This is a genomic window from Proteus cibi (assembly GCF_003144405.1).
Lineage (GTDB): Bacteria > Pseudomonadota > Gammaproteobacteria > Enterobacterales > Enterobacteriaceae > Proteus > Proteus cibi.
The window spans coordinates 147,903-170,626 of record NZ_PENW01000031.1 but is presented as its reverse complement, the minus strand read 5'-3'; the positions used below and the strand labels follow the sequence as shown (position 1 = coordinate 170,626).

The 22,724-nt window shown below is 41.2% G+C and carries 21 protein-coding genes and 5 tRNA genes; 22 read left to right on the top strand and 4 right to left on the bottom strand.

The features are described from left to right. Position 1: 1 nt before the first annotated feature. On the bottom strand, positions 2-901 hold the full coding sequence (gene asd / locus DK865_RS16220; RefSeq protein ID WP_036914760.1) for an archaetidylserine decarboxylase: 900 nt from the start codon (positions 899-901) through the stop codon (positions 2-4). Positions 902-986: 85 nt separating this feature from the next. Then, positions 987-2,045: a small ribosomal subunit biogenesis GTPase RsgA gene (gene rsgA, locus DK865_RS16215; protein ID WP_036914719.1), complete on the bottom strand. Its 1,059-nt coding sequence runs from the start codon at positions 2,043-2,045 to the stop codon at positions 987-989. Positions 2,046-2,160: 115 nt separating this feature from the next. On the opposite strand from rsgA, the gene orn reads away from it, so the two are divergent. The 6 genes from orn to DK865_RS16185 all read left to right on the top strand — a co-directional run bounded on the left by orn (position 2,161) and on the right by DK865_RS16185 (position 3,396). Continuing rightward, positions 2,161-2,706, top strand: a complete 546-nt coding sequence (gene orn / locus DK865_RS16210; RefSeq protein ID WP_023583619.1) for an oligoribonuclease — start codon at positions 2,161-2,163, stop codon at positions 2,704-2,706. A gap of 166 nt (positions 2,707-2,872) precedes the next feature. Further along, positions 2,873-2,948 (top strand) — tRNA-Gly (locus DK865_RS16205). Between the two features lie 36 nt (positions 2,949-2,984). Next, positions 2,985-3,060: transfer RNA gene (locus DK865_RS16200), tRNA-Gly, on the top strand. A 36-nt stretch (positions 3,061-3,096) separates the two neighbouring features. Beyond that, positions 3,097-3,172: transfer RNA gene (locus DK865_RS16195), tRNA-Gly, on the top strand. A 36-nt stretch (positions 3,173-3,208) separates the two neighbouring features. Next, positions 3,209-3,284 (top strand) — tRNA-Gly (locus DK865_RS16190). A gap of 36 nt (positions 3,285-3,320) precedes the next feature. Continuing rightward, positions 3,321-3,396: transfer RNA gene (locus DK865_RS16185), tRNA-Gly, on the top strand. Between the two features lie 718 nt (positions 3,397-4,114). Here the strand turns inward: DK865_RS16185 and queG are convergent. Then, the gene (queG, locus tag DK865_RS16180) at positions 4,115-5,269 is read right to left on the bottom strand and encodes a tRNA epoxyqueuosine(34) reductase QueG (protein WP_023583617.1); all 1,155 of its coding nucleotides are present in this window, start codon (positions 5,267-5,269) and stop codon (positions 4,115-4,117) included. Between the two features lie 224 nt (positions 5,270-5,493). On the opposite strand from queG, the gene tsaE reads away from it, so the two are divergent. The 16 genes from tsaE to rplI all read left to right on the top strand — a co-directional run bounded on the left by tsaE (position 5,494) and on the right by rplI (position 21,989). Beyond that, a complete protein-coding gene (gene tsaE / locus DK865_RS16175) occupies positions 5,494-5,961 on the top strand; it encodes a tRNA (adenosine(37)-N6)-threonylcarbamoyltransferase complex ATPase subunit type 1 TsaE (protein WP_023583616.1) in 468 nt (155 codons plus the stop codon). A gap of 13 nt (positions 5,962-5,974) precedes the next feature. Further along, on the top strand, positions 5,975-7,306 hold the full coding sequence (locus DK865_RS16170; protein ID WP_109392354.1) for an N-acetylmuramoyl-L-alanine amidase: 1,332 nt from the start codon (positions 5,975-5,977) through the stop codon (positions 7,304-7,306). Positions 7,307-7,329: 23 nt separating this feature from the next. Next, the gene (gene mutL, locus DK865_RS16165; RefSeq protein ID WP_109392353.1) at positions 7,330-9,339 is read left to right on the top strand and encodes a DNA mismatch repair endonuclease MutL; all 2,010 of its coding nucleotides are present in this window, start codon (positions 7,330-7,332) and stop codon (positions 9,337-9,339) included. Continuing rightward, positions 9,308-10,249, top strand: coding sequence for a tRNA (adenosine(37)-N6)-dimethylallyltransferase MiaA (gene miaA / locus DK865_RS16160; RefSeq protein ID WP_023583614.1), 942 nt, complete (start codon positions 9,308-9,310; stop codon positions 10,247-10,249). Before mutL ends, miaA begins: the two co-directional genes overlap by 32 nt. A 109-nt stretch (positions 10,250-10,358) precedes the next feature. Beyond that, complete coding sequence (gene hfq / locus DK865_RS16155) at positions 10,359-10,646, top strand: RNA chaperone Hfq (protein ID WP_023583613.1); 288 nt, start codon at positions 10,359-10,361, stop codon at positions 10,644-10,646. A gap of 94 nt (positions 10,647-10,740) precedes the next feature. After that, the gene (gene hflX, locus DK865_RS16150; protein ID WP_036914715.1) at positions 10,741-12,024 is read left to right on the top strand and encodes a ribosome rescue GTPase HflX; all 1,284 of its coding nucleotides are present in this window, start codon (positions 10,741-10,743) and stop codon (positions 12,022-12,024) included. Positions 12,025-12,116: 92 nt separating this feature from the next. Continuing rightward, positions 12,117-13,391: an FtsH protease activity modulator HflK gene (gene hflK / locus DK865_RS16145; RefSeq protein WP_023583612.1), complete on the top strand. Its 1,275-nt coding sequence runs from the start codon at positions 12,117-12,119 to the stop codon at positions 13,389-13,391. A 2-nt stretch (positions 13,392-13,393) separates the two neighbouring features. Beyond that, positions 13,394-14,398, top strand: a complete 1,005-nt coding sequence (gene hflC / locus DK865_RS16140; protein WP_109392352.1) for a protease modulator HflC — start codon at positions 13,394-13,396, stop codon at positions 14,396-14,398. 455 nt (positions 14,399-14,853) lie between these two features. Next, positions 14,854-16,152, top strand: a complete 1,299-nt coding sequence (locus DK865_RS16135; RefSeq protein ID WP_023583610.1) for an adenylosuccinate synthase — start codon at positions 14,854-14,856, stop codon at positions 16,150-16,152. Positions 16,153-16,581: 429 nt separating this feature from the next. Further along, positions 16,582-17,010, top strand: coding sequence for a nitric oxide-sensing transcriptional repressor NsrR (nsrR, locus tag DK865_RS16130; protein WP_036914714.1), 429 nt, complete (start codon positions 16,582-16,584; stop codon positions 17,008-17,010). Between the two features lie 39 nt (positions 17,011-17,049). After that, the gene (gene rnr, locus DK865_RS16125) at positions 17,050-19,542 is read left to right on the top strand and encodes a ribonuclease R (protein WP_023583609.1); all 2,493 of its coding nucleotides are present in this window, start codon (positions 17,050-17,052) and stop codon (positions 19,540-19,542) included. A 102-nt stretch (positions 19,543-19,644) separates the two neighbouring features. Continuing rightward, positions 19,645-20,376 carry a 23S rRNA (guanosine(2251)-2'-O)-methyltransferase RlmB gene (gene rlmB / locus DK865_RS16120; RefSeq protein ID WP_161628547.1) on the top strand — a complete coding sequence of 244 codons (732 nt, stop codon included), beginning with the start codon at positions 19,645-19,647 and terminating at the stop codon, positions 20,374-20,376. Positions 20,377-20,539: 163 nt separating this feature from the next. Beyond that, the gene (gene rpsF / locus DK865_RS16115) at positions 20,540-20,938 is read left to right on the top strand and encodes a 30S ribosomal protein S6 (protein WP_023583607.1); all 399 of its coding nucleotides are present in this window, start codon (positions 20,540-20,542) and stop codon (positions 20,936-20,938) included. An 8-nt stretch (positions 20,939-20,946) separates the two neighbouring features. Continuing rightward, positions 20,947-21,267, top strand: a complete 321-nt coding sequence (priB, locus tag DK865_RS16110) for a primosomal replication protein N (RefSeq protein ID WP_006535746.1) — start codon at positions 20,947-20,949, stop codon at positions 21,265-21,267. 4 nt (positions 21,268-21,271) lie between these two features. Then, positions 21,272-21,499, top strand: a complete 228-nt coding sequence (gene rpsR / locus DK865_RS16105; RefSeq protein ID WP_000135199.1) for a 30S ribosomal protein S18 — start codon at positions 21,272-21,274, stop codon at positions 21,497-21,499. Between the two features lie 40 nt (positions 21,500-21,539). Beyond that, positions 21,540-21,989, top strand: a complete 450-nt coding sequence (gene rplI / locus DK865_RS16100) for a 50S ribosomal protein L9 (protein WP_023583606.1) — start codon at positions 21,540-21,542, stop codon at positions 21,987-21,989. Between the two features lie 87 nt (positions 21,990-22,076). On the opposite strand, the gene DK865_RS16095 is transcribed toward rplI, so the two are convergent. After that, positions 22,077-22,721, bottom strand: a complete 645-nt coding sequence (locus DK865_RS16095; RefSeq protein WP_228407807.1) for a LysM-like peptidoglycan-binding domain-containing protein — start codon at positions 22,719-22,721, stop codon at positions 22,077-22,079. Between the last annotated feature and the right edge of the window lie 3 nt (positions 22,722-22,724).

Genomic DNA, 22,724 nt, shown 5'->3' with positions numbered 1-22,724 from the left:
GTTATTCACTGATGGCATTATTGTCATTACCAGCGACATTGATGATGGAACCCAGTTGTTCCCCCATTAATGTAACGGAGCCATTCATAAGATCTTTATTCAATTGAACGGTATTTTCTGGGAAAAGGTTGATGACTGTTGAGCCTAACTTAAACCGGCCCATTTCTTCCCCTTTTTTCAAGAATATCGCTCCTGCTTTATCTGCTTGAGGATATGTCCAACGTTTAATAATACCTTCACGAGGTGGCGTTACCATGCCACACCAAACCGTTTCAATACTACCAACAATTGTTGCACCAACGAGAATTTGTATCATTGGACCAAATTGAGTTTCAAAGAGGCAGATAATACGTTCATTACGTGCAAATAAGTTAGGGACATTAGCCGCTGTTAAGGGATTAACAGAGAAGAGATCGCCAGGGACATAAATCATCTCTTTTAATAAACCATCACAAGGCATGTGAACACGGTGGTAATCACGAGGTGAAAGATATGTCGTAATAAACTGACCATTACGGAACTTATCTGCCAACATAAAATTACCCGCAAGTAATGCTTCAAGAGTGTAGTGATGCCCCTTGGCTTGTAAGATTTGATCATCGTGAATTAGACCAAGTTGACTTACTGCACCATCAGCCGGTAATGCAAGTTTGTCATTACCTTCAACGATAGGACGAGCGCCATCTTTTAAAGTACGAATAAAAAAGTCATTGAATGTAGAATAAGCTTGGAACTGGCTGTCTTTCGCTTCATTCATATCAACTTTATAAGCTTTCGCAAAAGTCTTGATAACAAACTGAGTGATGGCACCCGCTTTTTTATTTGCGAACCAACCTGCTAACTGTGTTAGCCATAATTTAGGCAATAAATACTGTAGTTTAATTTTTAGCTTGTCCAAAATGGCAACCTCTGGGATTAAACGATAAAAAATAGACAAAAGGGGTCTATTGTACCCACCCTTAATAGGGTTGTCAGTGAATCAATTATTAAGAGTCTAAATTAATGTTCTTACGCACTTTCACCTGACTCATGCTTTCTAAAATTCGATGGTAGTTTTCAAATCGCGTTTCTGCGATTTCGTTGTTTCTCACCGCTTCACTAATTAAGCAGCCCGGATCGTCTAAGTGCTTACAATCACGGAATTTACAACCGCCAAGGTATGGTCTGAATTCAACAAAACCTTTTGTTACTTGCTCTGGCGTTAAGTGCCATAAACCAAATTCACGTACACCCGGAGAGTCAATCACATCTCCGCCTTGCGGGAAATGGTAAAGGCGAGATGCTGTCGTGGTATGTTGACCTAGACCTGAGTTATCAGAGACTTGATTAACAACGATGCTTTCTTCCATCGGGGGTAACAGCGTGTTAAGTAAACTTGATTTACCCACACCTGATTGCCCAGCAAAAATAGAGATGCGTCCGATCAGTTCTTGAGTCAGCGCTTCTAACCCCTCTTTAGTATAGCTAGAGACTTCAAGGACACGATAACCAATATCTTTATAAGTCTGCATCCATTCATTAACTGTTTTACGGCTTTCTTCATCTAACATATCGATTTTATTGAGCACAATCAGAGGCTCAACGTTTAAAGTCTCACATGCTACAAGGTAGCGGTCGATAATATTTAAAGAAAGTTCAGGCAAAATAGCCGAAACAATAATAATTTGATCAATATTAGCGGCAATAGGCTTAATACCATCATAATAGTCAGGACGAGTAAGCACGGAAGTTCGTTCGTGTACGGCTTCTACAATACCATTTACGCGGACATTTTCTTGTGTTTGTAGTGCCGGACGCCAAACCACTTTATCACCTGTTACCAGTGATGAGATTGTGCGTCGAATATTGCATCGTGTAATTGTGCCGTCTGTCGCTTCGATATCTGCATGTTGACCAAAGCGACTGATCACTAAGCCTTCGGTCGCCTCGCCTAATTGCGTATCGTCTAATTCAACGTGGTTTTTTTTCTCTTTGCTCTGCAAACGCTTTTTATGATTTTCTTGTACTCGGCGTTGCTGGCCTTTAGATAATTTACGTTTTGTCACCGATCCTCACTTGTATTATTCGGTTAGATGTTCTTCTGTCGTGCTTATTGAGTAAACGCGCTATGATAAACGTTAAAATATCATGTCTCACACTTAGAAACAGCTAGGATATATTATGTCAAAAAGCGAGAACAATCTGATCTGGATAGATCTGGAAATGACAGGCCTTGATCCTGAATGTGACCGTATCATCGAAATTGCCACTATCGTGACAGATCCTCAACTGAATATTTTAGCCGAAGGCCCTGTTATTGCAGTCCATCAATCTGATGAACAACTGAGTTTAATGGATGAATGGAATACACGTACCCATACGGGCAGTGGTTTAGTTGAGCGTGTAAAAGCCAGTTCATATGATGATAATTCAGCACAAAAAGCGACAATTGAATTCCTAGAAAAATGGGTACCAAAAGGCGTATCACCTATCTGTGGTAATAGTGTGGGGCAAGATAGACGTTTTTTATACCGTTATATGCCAGAGCTAGAGCAATATTTTCACTACCGTTATCTTGATGTCAGCACATTAAAAGAATTAGCACGTCGTTGGAAGCCTGAAATTTTAGACGGTTTTGAGAAAAAAAATACTCATCAGGCATTAGATGATATTCGTGAATCTATCGCAGAGCTTGCTTATTATCGTAAAACCTTTATTAAAGAGTAAAAAGCGTGCACTCATGATTGATATTGCATCATTGTGATGATTTTATCGGCATGTAATCAAAAAAACGTATTTTTTTGTTGATAAGGGCTTGCGGTTAAGCATTTTTCTCGTATAATGCGCTTCCCGTACCGATGAAGAATTTTGTTTGTACGGGTGTAAGAAAGACGCGGGAATAGCTCAGTTGGTAGAGCACAACCTTGCCAAGGTTGGGGTCGCGAGTTCGAGTCTCGTTTCCCGCTCCAATCTTTCTTAGACAGTTATTAGTGGTGTTATGCGACGCGGGAATAGCTCAGTTGGTAGAGCACAACCTTGCCAAGGTTGGGGTCGCGAGTTCGAGTCTCGTTTCCCGCTCCAATCTTTCTTAGACAGTTATTAGTGGTGTTATGCGACGCGGGAATAGCTCAGTTGGTAGAGCACAACCTTGCCAAGGTTGGGGTCGCGAGTTCGAGTCTCGTTTCCCGCTCCAAATCTTTCCACTGGTCATTGTCAAAACTTACCAAATGCGGGAATAGCTCAGTTGGTAGAGCACAACCTTGCCAAGGTTGGGGTCGCGAGTTCGAGTCTCGTTTCCCGCTCCAAATCTTTCCACTGGTCATTGTCAAAACTTACCAAATGCGGGAATAGCTCAGTTGGTAGAGCACAACCTTGCCAAGGTTGGGGTCGCGAGTTCGAGTCTCGTTTCCCGCTCCAAGTTTTTCTCTTCTGTTTTATCAAATCTCACTTTTAATCCCCATAAAGAAATTTTAAGTTTTTTTCTCTCACTTTTTTTAATATCGACTACACTGTTTTAGGGTGCAGATTAAGGGACTTTACTTAATACGCATAAAAAGGCTGTGCGGGATTTTTGTTCAAAAAAGAAAATGTCATTACTGCATGTAAGATCAAGCTATTTTTTTGTGATCTATCTTTGATCTTTGCTTGCATTTCTAATTTGACAGCACTAGAATGTGCGCCTTTCCTCATTTAGAGGGGAAACCAGAGGCAAGATCATTTTTTAGATTTTAGGCCTTTATTCTGTTAAGCATGCATTGAATAGTATTTTAGAAAAAGAAAAGGGTTTCTCAGGCTTTTCTTTAAAAAAATGTGATATATATTCTACTATTCTTAAAATCTTTCCAAATCGATTTATCCACAGTGAGATGCTAATAACCACCGCATCTAAGCTCTATTTATTTTTTTACTGCACAGAGTTATCCACAAGCACGTATCATTAAATGATAAGAATATTATTCTCTTCAATAAATTGATTGGATTTTATATCTAATTGATAACTAAGTTTATTTTAATTTTTTTAAATTTTGAGTCTTAGTTCGCTTGAATTTTTTTTTCATGTTGATAGGCAAGGAGTTTTTATTTTATTCACAGAGGAAATTAATGATTACTCGTAATGCGTTTATGCTGTTAAAAATTAAGCATCACGGGGTAAGCCTTTAGTTATCGCCCTTACTAAGCGTTTTTGTTGTGAAGTCTGTATTTTTACTTCTTTTTCATTTCTCTTCGCTGTCTGTTGTGCAATCGCCCAGTTTAAATGTTCATCTAAAACATCACTCAATCCAAAGCGTTCTTGTAAGGCAAGTATAATTTTATCTTGATAAGGTGCATTTCCTAATGCCACGCTAATATTTCTAAGCCAACGTAAATAGCCAATACGACGGATTGGTGAACCTTCAGTGATACGTAGAAATTTATCTTCACTCCACTGAAAGAGATCGAGTAATTCTGGCGTATGAAGCGCTCGTCTTGGGGAAAAATCTTCTTCGTCAGTCAGTGATGAAAAACGATTCCAAGGACAGATAAGCTGGCAATCATCACAACCATAAATACGATTACCCATGAGAGGGCGAAATTCTTCAGGAATAGCGCCTTCAAGTTCGATAGTGAGATAAGAAATACAGCGGCGAGCATCAATCGTATAAGGTTCAACAATGGCACCTGTTGGGCAGGTTGTCATACAGGCGACACATTTACCGCATTGTTCTTCAACAGGGCTATCAGTAGGTAATGGCAAATCAATCAGCAGTTCACCAAGGAAAAACCAAGAGCCTGCTTGATTGTTAATAACAAGTGAGTGTTTACCAACCCAGCCAAGTCCTGCTTTAACTGCTAATGGACGTTCCATGATAGGCGCTGAATCAACAAAAGGGCGAAAATTGACTATCCCTTGATATTCAAATTGCTGGCAATATTGTGAAATTTTTTCGCCGAGTTTTTTAAGACGTTGTCTTAATACTTTGTGATAATCTCGACCCAGCGCATAGCGGCTGATATAGCCTTGTTCTGGATTATTTAAGGTTCGTGCAAACGCCGCATCTGTAGGGAGGTAATTCATTCTGACACTGATTACGCGTAATGTACCCGGAACCAGCTCATGAGGTCTGGCTCGTGTCATTCCATACTTTTCCATCCATGCCATTTCACCATGATATTGCTTATCTAACCACGCTTGCAGGCGAGGCTCTTCAAGTGATAAGTCAGTATCACATATCCCTGTTTGTTGAAAACCGAGCTCAGAACCCCATAATTTAATGTGTTGAGCGAGAAGATTAAGATCGAGTGATGACATGAATAAACCGAATCAATAGGTAAGAGGTGAGTCCTAAGAGCGCGCAGTGTATCATAGTGAGGCGGTAGGAAAAATCCTCGCAATAAATAGATTTATGGTATGGTTATTTGATAGTGATTTCGATAACTATTTGCCTTAAGAAAACATATAAAGCTTAGTATTTGATGTTCTACAACGATCTCTCTTTATTAAGCCGTTATAACTTAACAATAGATTATATAAATATGAAAGAATGGGTTGTTACATTAGAAGATGAAGCGGCAACAGTTGAACTAGGGCGTACTGTTGCAATGGCGACTAATCATAGCGGATTGATCATTTATTTATATGGCGATCTTGGCGCTGGAAAAACAACCTTTAGCCGAGGATTTTTACAAGCGCTTGGTCATCAAGGGCATGTTAAAAGCCCAACATATACATTAGTTGAGCCCTATATGCTCTCGCCAAATCCCGTTTATCATTTTGATCTTTATCGTTTAGCTTCTGCTGAAGAGCTGGAATTTATGGGAATACGCGACTATTTTGAGCAAGACGCGTTATGCCTTATCGAGTGGCCATCGCAAGGCGAAGGCTTTTTACCTAACGCAGATTTAGAACTTCATTTAAGCTACGAAGATGAAGGCCGAAAAGCGCGTTTTGTTGCCCTTTCACAAAGAGGGAATACTGTTTTATCCCGTATTCAGTCTGCATAAAGGAATATTGATTATGTTGAGTCTCATCACCATTGTGAGTCAAAGTCAGCGCTATGTTGTTGCCTTTCTGTTGGTTGTTTTGTCTTTATTTTTTGTGCAAGCAGCACAAGCCGCTACTGTGACAGAAGTAAAAGCAGAAAACGGTATTTCAGCAACAACCCTCACATTCACTTTTAGTGATGGGAAGCCTAGTTATCGATATTACTCATTAAAAAGTCCTGACCGTTTGGTGATGGATTTTAAACAGAGTACTAAAATTACTGGATTACCAGCAATATTAGGCAATGGGCAGTTAGTGCATAAAATTCGCTCAACCCAATCAAAAGATAGCCAATACCAAAGTATGGTTGTTGAGCTTGCTCAGCCTGTTGTGGTAACGGAAAGTTTGATGAATGTAAGTGGTAGCTATAAGTTAGCGCTTACTATTAAAGCGATGAATAGCCGCCAAAATAGCAATACTCAATCAACAATAAGTGTTGTTGCATTATCACCCTCGGCAACAATAACGACATCAAATACAAGCTCAAATACCAATAGGGAAATGGCGCCTTTAATTACCAAGACGACATCAGAGATTGCGCCTGTTGCGCCTATTGTAAAACCACGCACCACACCTTCAAAACCACAAGCAGGCTCTCGCCAAATCATTATTGCGATAGATGCGGGTCATGGTGGGCAAGATCCGGGGGCGATTGGTCAGAAAGGTAATCGTGAAAAAGACGTGACGTTAAGTGTGGCAAGAAAGTTGGAAGCTCGCTTACGTAATGATCCTATGTTTAAACCTGTTTTAACACGCAGCGGTGATTATTTTATCTCGGTTGCAGGACGCTCTGAAGTAGCCCGTAAGCAAAGTGCGAATATGTTAGTGTCTATTCATGCAGACTCAGCACCAAACCGTAGTGCTAGAGGCGCTTCTGTGTGGGTGCTTTCTAATCGTCGTGCAAACAGTGAATTAGGTAAGTGGCTTGAACAAAGTGAAAAACAATCTGAATTACTGGGTGGTGCTGGTGATGCATTAGATGGTGCTGATCCTTATTTAAGTCAAACCGTGCTCGATTTACAGTTTGGCAATTCACAGAGAGTGGGTTATGACGTTGCTGTTGCGGTATTGTCTGAATTAAGAAAAGTCGGTTCATTACATAAGAAAACACCAGAGCATGCGAGCTTAGGTGTTTTACGTTCACCGGATATCCCTTCAATTTTGGTTGAAACAGGTTTTATCAGTCATGCGTCAGAAGAACAGTTACTGATTTCTGACGCTTATCAGGAAAAACTTGCAGCATCTATTCACGCAGGTTTAAGAAATTATTTCCTGGCTCACCCTTTACAAAACGCGCCTAATTGATTGAGTGGAATGGAATAAAGGTAATGGCGATAAATTTATTACCTCCTCAGCTTGCAAACCAAATTGCCGCAGGGGAAGTTGTTGAAAGACCAGCCTCTGTTGTTAAAGAGTTGCTGGAAAATAGTTTAGACGCAGGCGCGACCTCGATTGATATTGATATCGATAAAGGTGGTGCCAAGCTTATTCGTATTCGTGATAATGGCTGTGGTATCAATCGTGATGATTTGAAGTTAGCACTTGCTCGCCACGCAACTAGCAAAATATCAAGTCTTGACGATCTCGAAGCCATAATGAGTATGGGCTTTCGTGGAGAAGCATTAGCAAGCATTAGCTCTGTTTCCCGTTTAACGCTGACATCACGGACTCAAAATCAAGAAGAAGCATGGCAAGCTTACGCCGAAGGTAGAGATATGGCCGTCACCGTTAAACCCGCGGCTCATCCTGTTGGAAGTACTGTTGAAGTGCTTGATCTCTTTTATAACACGCCAGCAAGACGTAAATTTTTACGTACGGAAAAAACAGAGTTTACACATATTGATGAAGTCGTACGCCGTATTGCGTTATCGCGCTTTGATGTCTCCATCAATCTCACTCATAACGGTAAACGTGTTCGGCAATACCGTGCAGTGAAAGATGAAAGTCAGCAAAATCGCCGATTAAGTGCGATTTGTGGTAATAATTTTGTCAATCAATCGATGCAGTTATCGTGGGAACATGGTGATTTAGCAATAAAAGGTTGGGTAGAACATCCTTTATCATCGGTACAAAGTAGTGAGATTCAGTATTGCTATGTGAATGGACGAATGATGCGTGATAGATTGATTAATCATGCTATTCGCCAAGCTTACGAAGGTTATTTGCAAGGAGAACAGCAACCTTCTTACATTTTGTATTTAAGTGTCGATCCTCATCAAGTCGATGTTAATGTCCACCCTGCTAAACATGAAGTTCGCTTCCACGAATCTCGCTTGGTTCATGATTTTATCTATCAAGGTGTGTTGAGTGTTTTACGACAAGCAACGCAAGAGCCTTTATCATTAACTTCAGATGATGAAAAAGAACACGAAACAGCGTTAAACTTCCCTGAAAATAGACAAGTTGCAGGTGAAAATGTATTTTCTCAGCCTTATCAAGCGCCAATAGCTCAAACTCCACCGAATACATCATCACATCAATATAGTGAACGAGAGCACAACAATAGCTCACATCAAAAGCAAGCCTCTCAATTTGGAGATCGCCGTCCGTTTGGTGAAAGCTATCAACGGACACAAGGCGCGCTTTATCAAAAAATGATGCAAGAAAGTCTATCTACATCAAAAGATAACGAGAAAATACCTCTATTTCCTGAGCGTGCCCCATTGAATTTAGGTGAAATCGTTCATACAACTAATAATATCGAAGAAGATACTATTTCGGTGATGCCTCGTTCCGTCAATACGAAAGAGGGACAAATTAACTATACTTTTGGGCGAGTATTGGCAATTTATCAGCACAAATATGCGTTAATAGAATCTTCACAAGGTCTTGGGTTGTTATCATTGGAAGAAGCTGATTTTCTGTTAAAATGTGCGCAATTACTGCCTAAAGATGAAACATTGAAACCACAACCTTTGCTAGTGCCTTTAAAGGTGGCATTGAGTAAAGAGGAAATTAGCGTATTCAATCAGTTTCAATCGCTAATCAGTCATTTTGGGATCGTTATCGAAATTTCTCACGGTAAAGCAACAATACATGCAGTATCGTTACCTTTGCGCCAGCAAAATTTACCCGTGTTACTGACGGCATTATTAGCCTATTTGTCAGCAGAGCAATCTTGTACCAAGCAACAACTTGGACTGTGGTTTGCAAAACAATTAGGGGCAGAGCAGGCGCAATGGTCGCAAGCTCAAGCAGTAGGATTATTGGCTGATATTGAAAGACTTTGTCCTCAATATGTCAGACAGCCAGCAAAAAACTTATTACAATTAATTGATTTACAACCGGTGGTAGTGGCATTAAATAATGAGCGATGTGAACACGCAAATAAAACCTAAAGCAATTTTCCTAATGGGACCTACAGCGTCAGGTAAAACAGCATTAGCAATTGCACTGAGACAGAAACTGCCTGTAGATATTATTAGCGTGGATTCAGCTCTTATCTATCGTGGTATGGATATCGGTACAGCAAAGCCGGATGCGACAGAGCAATCGCTTGCTCCACATCGATTAATTGATATTCTAGACCCTGCATTTCCCTATTCTGCTGCGGATTTTCGACGTGATGCATTAAATGCAATGGAAGAAATTACGGCAGCTGGACGAATTCCACTATTAGTGGGTGGGACTATGCTATATTTTAAAGCATTACTTGAAGGTCTATCGCCTTTACCCAGTGCCAATTCGGATGTTCGTGCTGAAATAGAAAAAAAAGCAGCAGAGCAAGGGTGGGAGGCAATACATAAAGAGTTAGCATTAGTTGATCCTGTAGCAGCACAACGGATCCATCCTAATGATCCTCAGCGGCTTTCTCGTGCTCTAGAGGTTTACCTGATTTCAGGTAAGACAATGACGGAATTGACCAAAATATCAGGCGAATCTTTGCCTTATGATGTTTATCAATTTGCGATTGCTCCGAAAGATAGAAATGTTCTTCACCAACGCATTGAAGCTCGTTTTAAACAGATGTTAACGTGTGGATTTGAAGATGAAGTAAAAGCATTATATGAACGGGGCGATCTGCATGAAGATTTACCTTCTGTACGTTGTGTCGGTTATCGCCAGATGTGGTCATATTTATCAGGCGAAATAGATTATGATGAGATGGTTTATCGAGGGATCTGCGCTACCCGGCAATTAGCGAAGCGACAAATCACCTGGTTAAGGGGTTGGGATAACATTCACTGGCTTGATAGTGAAGAACCAAAACAATCTCTTGACACTGTTTTGCAGGTAGTTAGTGCATAGATGGTAGGTTTGTGTAAAATTGATAGTTGCCAAAGCGCAATTTTTGAGTAGTTCATTTTTCGAACCAATTGGGTTCTAATATAAAACAACAAAATAAGGAAAACATAGAATGGCTAAGGGGCAATCTTTGCAAGATCCTTTCCTGAACGCATTACGTCGCGAAAGGGTTCCCGTTTCTATCTATTTGGTAAACGGCATTAAATTGCAGGGTCAGATCGAATCTTTTGACCAATTTGTTATTTTGCTGAAAAACACAGTAAGTCAGATGGTATACAAACATGCTATCTCTACCGTGGTACCTTCGCGCCCTGTTTCTCATCATAGCAACACAGGCACGAACCAAACTGGTACAGGCTACAATGGTGGCACTGCTCAGCAGGATGATGTTGCAGAATAATAATCCAATATTATTCTTGATATAAGAAAAACATAGGTAGGGAGACTTTACCTATGTTTTTTCCTGTTTTTATAAAGTCCAAGAGGTTTCGCCTTTGTTTGATCGTTATGAAGGTGGCGAATTAGCCGTTTTAGTGCACGTTTTCTTTTCTCAAGAAAAGGACGTTGATGATTTGCAAGAATTTGAATCTTTGGTGACATCTGCGGGTGTTAAACCAGTTCAGATTATTACTGGAAATCGTAAAGCACCGCATCCTAAATATTATGTGGGTGAAGGTAAGGCAGAAGAAATTGCCGAGGCTGTAAAAGCAAGTGGTGCAGATGTTGTTTTATTTAATCATGCACTGACACCTGCACAAGAACGAAATCTGGAAAGACTTTGTGAATGCCGAGTGGTTGATCGCACGGGAGTTATCCTTGATATCTTTGCTCAAAGAGCAAGAACCCATGAAGGAAAGCTACAGGTAGAACTTGCCCAGTTACGTCACTTATCAACCCGTTTAGTCAGAGGGTGGACTCACCTCGAAAGACAAAAAGGGGGGATCGGGTTACGAGGACCAGGCGAAACTCAGCTAGAAACAGACCGCCGCTTACTCAGAGGTAAAATTAGTCAAATTCTAATGCGATTGGGTAGGGTTGAGCGTCAGCGTGAACAAGGACGACAAGCGCGAAGTAAAGCTGATATTCCAACATTATCCCTTGTTGGTTACACGAATGCAGGGAAATCGAGTTTATTTAATCATATTACCTGCTCTGATGTGTATGCAGCAGATCAGCTCTTTGCAACATTAGATCCGACACTAAGACGTATTCAAGTCGATGATGTGGGAACGGTTGTATTAGCCGATACAGTTGGATTTATTCGACATTTACCTCATGATCTTGTTGCTGCTTTTAAAGCCACTTTGCAAGAAACACGAGAAGCAACCTTACTTCTTCATGTTATTGATGCAGCAGATAGTCGTTTTGAGGAAAATATTCATGCAGTTGAAAATGTATTAGAAGAGATTGATGCTCAAGAAATACCAACACTGCATGTTATGAACAAAATTGATCTTCTTGAAGACTTCACTCCAAGAATTGATCGAAATGAAGAAAACTTACCCGTTAGGGTTTGGGTTTCGGCACAAACAGGCGAAGGTATTCCTCTGTTATATCAGGCGTTGACAGAACGTCTTTCAGGTGAGATCGCACACTTTGAATTACGTTTACCGCCAGAGAATACAGGGCGCTTACGTAGTCGTTTTTATCAATTACAGTCAATAGAGCGTGAATGGATTGAAAAAGACGGTAAAGTTGGGCTAATCATACGTATGCCTATGGTAGACTGGCGCCGCCTTTGCAAGCAGGAACCAAATTTATTGGATTACGTGGTCTGATATTCGGCCATAATAATGAACATTAACTGAGAGCTGGCGACGAAATCGGCTCTTAAGCCTGATAAATCTAATCATAATAATGGAGCTAGAACATGGCGTGGAATCAGCCCGGTAACAACGGACAAGACCGCGACCCGTGGGGTAACCGAAACAGCGGCAATAATAATGGCGATGGCAACGGTAACTCCAACGGCAATCAAGGAGGTCGGAATCGTGGAGCATCAGATCTCGATGATATGTTCCGTAAACTGAGTGAAAAACTTGGTGGTTTCGGCGGTAAAAAAGGTGGAAACTCCTCTTCTGGGCAAAATGGCGGTCCTCGTAGCAATGCGGGAAATCTTTTGATTTCTCTTGCATTAGGTGCGGTTGTCGTGGTTTGGGCTGCAAGTGGTTTTTATACCATCAAAGAGGCAGAGCAAGGCGTAGTGACTCGTTTTGGTAAATTTTACCAAATCGTTGAACCTGGTCTGAACTGGAAACCGACTTTCATTGATGAAGTTCAGCCTGTTAACGTAAAAACTATCCGTGATTTAACCACGGGTGGCATGATGTTAACGTCAGATGAAAACATGGTTCAAGTTGAGATAAACGTGCAGTATGTTGTCTCCGATCCAGAAACATTCCTGTTTAACCTGACAACACCAATTAACAGCTTAGGTCAGGCAACTGACAGCGCAGTACGTGGCGTTATTGGTCGTTCAGAAATGGAAAAAATTCTGACTTCTAACCGTTCAGAAATTCGTGACCAAACGCGTCAAGAATTAGAAGAGACTATCCGTCCTTATAACATGGGTATCTCGATTGTGGACGTCAACTTCCAAGTTGCTCGCCCACCAGAAGCGGTCAAAGCGGCATTCGATGACGTAATCGCTGCGCGTGAAGAAGAACAAAAAACAATTCGTCAAGCTGAAGCTTATAAAAACGAAGTGTTACCATTAGCAAAAGGTAACGCACAACGTATGATTGAAGAAGCGACTGCTTATAAAACCAGTGTGGTGATGAAAGCAGAGGGTGAGGTAGCAAGCTTTGCTAAAATCTTACCTGAATATCGTGCTGCTCCTGAAATTACGCGCGAGCGTCTTTACATTGAAACGATGGAAAAAGTGCTATCAAAAACACGTAAAGTCATCGCTAACGATAAAGGTAACAGCATGTTAGTGCTACCTTTAGAGCAAATGTTACGTCAGCAATCTCAATCTGCACCATCAAATACGCTTGAGGCGCCTGCTCGTATCAACACACCCGCTCCAACAGTAAATCCAGCACCGGCACAAAAACCAGCAACAACGACTTATGGTAATGGTGGATATGGTAGTAATAATGGCGGTTATGGTCAGCCTTACGGCAACAATCAAGGAGGACAATAATCATGCGTAAAGTTATCGCTGTTGTTGCAGTTATTATTTTAGCGTTGTTGTACTCTTCTGTATTTGTCGTTCAACAGTATGAGCGTGGCATTATTTTACGCTTTGCGAAAGTTGTACGAGATGCTGAAAATAAACCGGTTGTTTATGAACCAGGTCTTCACTTTAAAATTCCATTTATTGAGAATGTGAAAAAACTGGATGCGCGTATTCAAACTATGAATATCCAGCAAGACCGTTTCTTATCCGGCGAGAATAAAGACTTATTAGTCGATTCTTATCTGAAATGGCGTATCAGTGATTTCAGCACCTACTATCTGGCAACAGGTGGTGGTAATACTACGCAAGCTGAAACTTTACTGCGTCGTAAATTCAGTGACCGTTTACGTTCTGAGATTGGTCGTATGAGCGTAAATCAAATTATTACGGATTCTCGTGGTCGTTTAACCATTGATGTTCGTAATGCACTGAATGAAGGTACTCCGTCTCGTGATTCTAGCGCTGCTGATGATGCAATCGCTATTGCTGCTAAAAAAGTGGCTGAAGAAACTAAAGGTCAAGCTCCAGCTATCAATATGAACAGTATGGCGGCTTTAGGTATTGAAGTGATTGATGTTCGAATCAAGCAAATCAACTTACCTATGGAAGTTTCTGAAGCGATTTATCAGCGTATGCGTGCAGAGCGTGAAGCGGTTGCTCGTCGTCACCGTTCACAAGGTCAAGAGCAAGCTGTGAAAATTCGCGCAGCGGCGGATAAGACTGTGACAGAGACACTTGCTGAATCTGAGCGTGAAGCATTACGTCTTCGCGGTGAAGGTGATGCCCAAGCGACTAAACTGTTTGCTGATGCATTTAATCAAGATCCAGACTTCTATGCCTTCATTCGTAGCTTACGTGCTTATGAGAAGAGCTTTAACCAAGATGGTAATGACGTCATGGTGTTAAGCCCAGATAGCGATTTCTTACGTTATATGAAAGCACCAACAAAAGCGCGAGCGATTGAAGAGTAATTTCTAAACGCATTAAACCGTTTGAGTAAATAATAAAATCCCCCATTTGAAAAAGTGGGGGATTTTTTTTGATATCAATAAGATAAAGCTAGTAATCAAGTTGGGAATAAATAATTGTGCATAAAAAGATGAAAATTTACGCTTAATGGTTTCCAAAATGGTTTTAGCTGGGATAGTATAAAGTGAAAATTGCATTTCAAGATAAACCTTCGGCAATACCGAAGCGTCTTCTTCGCCATTTTCACTTTTATGTCACTCTGCTTCCTGTTTTTGCGATCAAAACTGTTGATAAAATTCACAATACGTTTGTGATGCGGATTTTTCGGGCAAAAATATTGACAATGGCAAGATAATCTATTGCTTAAAAGCGGGGATGACATAATTAGATAAAATCTACTGTAACTCTTGAATTGAGATGGTAGAATCCTTTTTTAAGCAACCGAGTGTATTTTGAAATGAGTAATAACGTTGTCGTATTGGGCACCCAGTGGGGTGACGAAGGCAAAGGCAAGATAGTCGATTTGCTGACAGAGCGCGCTAAATATGTTGTTCGCTACCAAGGTGGCCATAACGCGGGTCACACTCTCGTCATTGACGGTGAAAAAACCGTTCTTCATTTAATCCCATCAGGCATTCTCCGTGAAAATGTTGTTAGCATCATAGCAAACGGTGTCGTTTTATCACCGGAAGCACTGATGAAGGAAATGACTCAACTTGAAGATCGTGGCATTCCTGTTCGCTCTCGTTTACTTCTGTCTGAAGCTTGCCCATTAATCCTTCCTTATCACATCGCATTAGACAATGCGCGTGAGAAAGCACGTGGTGAAAAAGCTATCGGTACAACAGGCCGTGGTATCGGACCGGCTTACGAAGATAAAGTCGCTCGTCGCGGTTTACGTGTTGGCGATCTGTTTGATAAAAAAGCGTTTGCACAAAAACTCAAAGAAATCATCGAATACCATAACTTCCAACTGGTGAATTACTACAAAGTTGAACCTGTTGATTACCAAAAAACCTTAGACGATATCATGGCAATCGCTGATATTCTGACCGGTATGGTTGTTGATGTTTCTGACTTACTGTACAAAGCAACACAAAACGGTGAGTTAGTGATGTTTGAAGGTGCACAAGGTACTTTATTAGACATCGACCACGGTACTTATCCGTATGTCACCTCTTCAAACACAACCGCAGGTGGTGTGGCAACAGGTTCAGGTTTAGGTCCTCGCTATGTTGGTTACGTATTAGGGATCATCAAAGCTTACTCTACTCGTGTAGGTGCAGGTCCATTCCCAACGGAATTATTTGATGAAGTGGGTGACTTCTTACGTGAGAAGGGCCAAGAATTTGGTGCAACCACAGGTCGTAGCCGTCGTACTGGCTGGTTAGATATCATCGCTATTCGTCGCGCTGTTCAAATCAACTCACTGTCTGGTTTCTGCATGACGAAACTCGATGTGTTAGATGGTCTGAAAGAAGTAAAACTGTGTGTAGGTTATCGCTTACCAAATGGTAAAGTGATTGATACAACACCTTTAGCTGCTGATGATTGGGAAGGTATCGAACCTATCTATGAATCAATGCCAGGTTGGAACGAAAGCACTTTCGGCGTGAAAGATCATGCTCAACTGCCACAAGCAGCACTGAACTACATCAAGCGTGTAGAAGAGTTAACAGGCGTTCCTGTTGATATCGTTTCTACTGGCCCAGACCGTTCAGAAACCATCATTCTCCGTCATCCATTTGATGCATAATCTGCATTAAATTGGTTTGATGTGAAAATCGTCCCTGAAAATGACAGGGGCGATTTTTTCGTATCTGTTTGTTGGTTAAATTGAGATAAAAAACGCGTTACACACTTAAGATAAGACAGCTTTACACTCGGTTTTGCTTCTGTTTTATCAGTAACGAGTAAAAGTAATAAGACAATGTTATTGTTGTAATGCTAGAAATAGAAAAGCGATCTGTTGAAAATCATCAACAGTATCGCTTTTTCTTTGCCTGTGATGTCGCTATTATTTTGCTAATAATCAAGTGAGAGATGGAAATAACTCACTTTTGAGCATATCTTTGCTAAATGTCCAAAAATTAAACATAATATTGCTTAATAAAATGATATTCTCATTAATAATTACTTATCCCTTAACGACTTTAATAGGGAAAACCACTTTTCAGAGGTCATTGTGCAATTAACCAGTTTTACAGATTATGGATTGCGGGCATTGATATATATGGCTTCATTGCCAGAAGGCAAAATGACGAGTATCACTGAAGTGACACAAGTCTATGGTGTCTCGCGTAACCATATGGTGAAAATTATTAATCAACTTAGCCATTTAGGTTTTGTTGAGGCTATTCGCGGTAAAAATGGAGGGATCCGTTTAGGCAAGCCTGCAACAGACATCATTGTCGGTGAGGTTGTTCGTGCTTTAGAGCCACTTTCATTAGTAAACTGTAGTGCTGAGTTTTGCCACATTACCCCAGCGTGCCGATTAAAACTGGTGTTAAATCAGGCGATTGAGCAGTTTTTGAAAGAGTTAGACCGTCACACACTCGCAGAGCTAGTTGAAAATAATAGCTCCTTATATAAATTGTTATTAGAAGATGTTTGAGTCTACTATTTCATCAAATCTGATAGCTTGGAGGTCATAATGTCAAAAGATCCTTTCCAGGATAGAGAAGCAGAAAAATACGCCTCTCCAATTGCTAGTCGTGAATATATTTTAGAAGAAATGAAAAAGCGCACGGCACCCATGAGCCGTGAAGATTTAGCACAGGCGTTAAAAATTTCAGGTGAAGAAGACTTAGAAGCGTTGCGTCGCCGTTTAAGAGCGATGGAACGTGATGGTCAGTTAGTTTTTACCCGTCGCCAGTGCTACGCATTACCTGAACGCCTTGATTTGTGGAAAGGCAAGGTAATTGGTCACCGCGATGGTTATGGTTTTTTACGTGCAGAAGGTCAAAAAGATGACCTCTATCTTTCACAAGATGAAATGAAAAAAACGATGCATGGCGATGTTATCCTTGCTCAACCTTTAGGTATGGATAGAAAAGGTCGCCGTGAAGGTCGTGTTGTTCGTGTTATTGAACCCCGAAATAACCAAATTGTAGGTCGCTATTTTATTGAGTCAGGTATGGGATTTGTGGTACCTGATGATAGCCGTTTAAGCTTTGATATTCTTATACCTAAAGAAGATATCATGGGTGCACGAATGGGAAATGTGGTTGTTGTTGAAATCACAACAAGACCGACTCGTCGCACTCAAGCCGTAGGTCGTATTGTCGAAATTTTAGGTGAAACCATGGGAACGGGTATTGCGGTAGAAATCGCATTACGTACCCATGAAATTCCTTATACATGGCCTGCAAAAGTCACAAAAGAAGTGGCAGATTTAAAAGAAGAAGTGCCTGAGTCTGCTAAAGAAGGACGTGTTGATTTACGTGACTTACCTTTAATTACGATTGATGGTGAAGATGCGCGAGATTTTGATGACGCCGTTTATTGCCAACGTAAAAAAGGAGGCGGCTGGCGTTTATGGGTTGCGATTGCTGATGTTAGTTATTATGTACGTCCACAAACAGCATTAGATACAGAAGCGCGTAGTCGAGGAAACTCTGTTTATTTCCCTTCTCAAGTCGTGCCGATGTTGCCAGAAGTTCTGTCTAATGGATTGTGTTCATTAAACCCACAAGTTGACCGTTTATGTATGGTCTGTGAGATGACTGTTTCTGAGCAAGGGCGTCTTTCTTCTTATCGATTCTATGAAGCGGTGATGAGTTCTCATGCACGAATGACTTACACCAAAGTGTGGAAAATCATTCAAGGTGATGAAGAACTACGCGAACACTATAAGCCTATCGTTAAAGATATTGAGCATCTGTATGAGTTATACCAAGCTTTAGATAAAGCACGTGAACAACGTGGTGCGATTGGTTTTGAATCAGAAGAAGCGAAGTTTATCTTTAATGCAGAGCGTCGTATTGAGCGTATTGAGCCCGTTGTTCGTAATGATGCACACAAATTGATTGAAGAGTGCATGATCCTTGCTAATATCGCAGCTGCTCGCTTTGTTGAGAAAAACGAAGAACCTGCACTTTATCGTATTCATGATAAACCCAAAGAAGAGAGCGTTCTGAATTTACGTTCAGTCTTTAATGAATTAGGTTTAACGTTGCCAGGAGGCTTAACGCCAGAGCCAGCAGATTATGCACGAGTCATGAAAGAGGTTGAAGACAGACCGGATCGTGAAATGCTACAAACCATGATTTTGCGCTCAATGAAACAGGCAATTTACGATCCTGAAAATCGTGGTCACTTTGGTTTAGCATTAAAATCTTATGCGCACTTTACCTCACCTATTCGTCGCTATCCTGATTTAGCCCTGCATCGTGCAATTAAATATCAGATTGCGAAAGAAGAAGGACGTGGTTCACAACGTTGGACTCCAACGGGTGGTTACCATAGTGATATGGACACCATGTTGCAATTAGGTGAGCACTGCTCTTTAACCGAGCGCCGTGCTGATGAAGCAACACGAGATGTGGCGGATTGGCTGAAATGTGATTTTATGCTGGATCAGATTGGTCAACAGTTTACGGGTATTATCACTAGCGTAACGGGCTTTGGATTCTTTGTTCGCTTAAATGATCTGTTTATTGATGGTTTGGTGCATGTTTCTACATTAAATAATGATTATTATCAGTATGATAATGTAGGGCAACGCTTAATTGGTGAGTCTTCAGGACAAGTGTATCGTCTTGGCGATGAAGTTGAAGTAAAAGTTGAAGCAGTGAGTATGGATGAACGTACTATCGACTTCTCTTTAATTTCAACAACACGTACCGCGCGTAATCCGGGTAAAACAGCCCGTGTTCGTGGTCTAAAAGGCGAAAAAGACAAGAAAAATGCAAGTTCTAGCAAATCTCGTCGTCGTGATGCAAGCAAAGATAAAAACTTTGAGCCAGATAGTGCTTTCAAAAAAGGCAAATCATCAGGTCGAGGTAATGCGAGCAAAGACAAAGCTGTAAAAGACCAAGTTGCGAAAGATAAAGCAAGTAGCAAACGTAAGAAAGCATCATCACAAACCAAGAAGATAGAGGCAAAACTTAAAGCTAAACGTGCTGCCAAACGCGATAACGCCTAAAGTTTCGTTCTTCTGTCTCTTTTTTAAAAGGCGGAGACTCCGCCTTTTATCTGTTTTGTGCCTTTTATTTTTTAATGAGTAAGTACCGCTATGAGCGAAGAAATTATTTATGGTATTCACGCAGTAACTGCATTACTTGAGCGTGATCCTGCACGTTTTAAAGAAGTTTATGTATTAAAAGGGCGTGAAGATCGCCGTTTAACTCCTGTTATTCATGAATTAGAAGCTCAAGGTATTCTCGTTCAAGTGGCTAATCGCCAATGGCTAGATAGTCAAACAGAGGGTGCTGTTCACCAAGGTATTATTGCTAAAGTAAAACCAGGTCGTCAGTACCAAGAACAAGATTTACCAGACTTATTAGCTAACGTCGGTACACCTTTCTTATTAGTGCTAGATGGCGTTACTGATCCCCATAATTTAGGGGCTTGTTTACGTAGCGCAGATGCAGCCGGCGTGCATGCTGTTATCGTTCCGAAAGATCGTTCCGCGCAATTAAATGCAACAGCCAAAAAAGTGGCTTGTGGTGCAGCAGAAAGTGTTCCTTTAATTAAAGTGACTAACCTTGCTCGGACATTGCGTTTCTTACAAGAAGAGAACGTCTGGATTGTTGGCACAGCAGGTGAAGCAGACCATACTTTATATCAAAGCAAACTCACAGGTCCAATGGCATTAGTGATGGGCGCTGAAGGTGAAGGTATGCGTCGTTTAACACGTGAGCATTGTGATGAGCTAATTAGCATCCCAATGGCAGGCACTGTGTCTTCACTTAACGTTTCTGTAGCAACCGGCGTTTGCCTATTTGAAGCGATGCGCCAGCGTATTATTGTGAAATAACCGCTGAGTTTATTTTATTCTCTATACTCCCTTGAGTTTTATTGGCCGCGGGGGTATAGTTACGCGTCAATTTTTTCAGTCACAACTTAAACAAGTTCCTTGCCTCCATGGGTGGTGACTGACCCTGACAGGAGGCTGATAAATCCGTAAGGAGCAATATCAAATGCGTCATTACGAAATCGTTTTTATGGTTCATCCTGACCAGAGCGAACAAGTTCCGGGCATGATCGAGCGTTATAAAACCGCTATCACTAATGCAAATGGTCAGATCCACCGTCTAGAAGACTGGGGTCGTCGTCAATTAGCTTATCCAATCAACAAACTGCACAAAGCACACTACGTTCTGATGAACGTTGAAGCTCCGCAGGAAGTGATTGATGAACTGGAAACTACTTTCCGTTTCAACGATGCCGTTCTCCGCAACATGATTATGCGTACTAAACACGCAGTAACTGAAGCTTCTCCAATGGTTAAAGCAAAAGACGAACGCCGTCGTGATATCGCTGATGACCTAGATGATGAAGATGAAGTTGATGATGTAGCAGAGGATTCTGAAGAGTAATTAGTGCTGTGACGGCTAATAATCATTTGGTGCTAACGGGCACAGTGTGCAAAGCATTAATTCGAAAAGTTAGCCCCGCTGGGATCCCGCACTGTCAATTTGTTATTGAACACCGTTCAATACAAGAAGAGGCGGGATTAAAAAGACAATCATGGTGCCGAATGCCCATTATTGCTAGCGGGAAAGCGTTACAAGCAGTTACTCACAGTATAACGGTCGGCAGCCAAATCACCGTTTCTGGATTCATTAGTAGCCATCAGGCGCGAAATGGATTATTTAAATTGGTGCTTCATGCCGAGCAGATTGAATTGATAGATTCTGGAGACTAGCCATATGGCACGTTATTTCCGTCGTCGTAAGTTCTGCCGTTTCACAGCAGAAGGCGTACAAGAGATCGATTATAAAGATATCGCTACGCTGAAAAACTATATCACTGAAAGTGGTAAAATTGTACCAAGTCGTATCACCGGTACTCGTGCAAAATACCAGCGTCAGCTGGCTCGTGCTATCAAGCGCGCACGCTACCTGTCTTTATTACCTTATACTGATCGTCATCAGTAATAGGTATATAGTCCATTAATGACTTGTAGAGGATAAGGTAATGCAAATTATTCTGCTTGATAAAGTAGCGAATCTGGGTAGCCTGGGTGATCAGGTTAACGTAAAATCGGGCTATGCTCGTAACTATTTAATCCCACAGGGTAAAGCTGTTTCTGCGACTAAGAAAAACATCGAGTTTTTCGAAGCGCGTCGTGCTGAGTTAGAAGCTAAATTAGCTGAAACTTTAGCAGCAGCTGAAGCTCGTGCAGCGAAGATCAATGCACTGGGTTCTGTCACTATCAGCTCTAAAGCGGGTGACGAAGGTAAACTGTTTGGTTCAATCGGTACTCGTGACATCGCTGATGCAGTAACTGCAGCTGGCGTTGAAATGTGTAAGAGCGAAGTTCGCCTGCCAAATGGCGTTCTGCGTACTACTGGTGACCACGAAGTTCACTTCCAAGTTCACAGTGACGTATTCGCTGAACTGAATGTTATCATCGTTGCTGAATAATCTCTGATTAAACAGTTAATGTTGATAAAGAAAAACGCCAGCTAAGCTGGCGTTTTTTTTGGGATAAATAAATGCTTTTCTTACTATCTATGGTGTACGGTAATAACTTCCATCACTCAAACGAGTGTAAGTGATAACAGTACCGGCGCTATTTGTCACTTCTAACATACTGACATCACCTTGTGGATTACGCTGTAAACGAATAGATTGCCCTGAGCGTAATTGGCTTAAGGATTTTTGTTGGTCTTCTGATTTCGCCATAGAAAATGCATCATTGACAGGAAGTTGATTGTCTCTAAAAAGTTGCGCTAAGGTTTGTCCCTCTTTAATGGTATAAGTTTGCCATGTTTGCGCTGGTGTTGATTGTGTGTTTTGTAACGGTGTTGTTTGAGCTATATTCTCTTCAGGATCGTTTGTCGCTGGTTCCTCTGTTGATGGAGAAACGCCCTGCTCGGCATTTAAGCTATCTTGTGTTGGAGGGATCGGTGTTTGATACGCTGGATCATTTGTAGATGCTATTGGTACAGGCAGATCATGCGTTGATGATGATGGTTGAGGTGGCTCACGCGTGTTTTCACTTGTCGGCCAAAAAAATACGACCAATAAAGCAATCGCAATAACCAGTATTGCTCGACGATGTAAGCCAGGGAATTTGCCCATATTCACCTCATTATTGATCTGTGAATCAGTATTATGAATTGCTGTAACATCTTTTTTATTCCTTGTAGCCATACT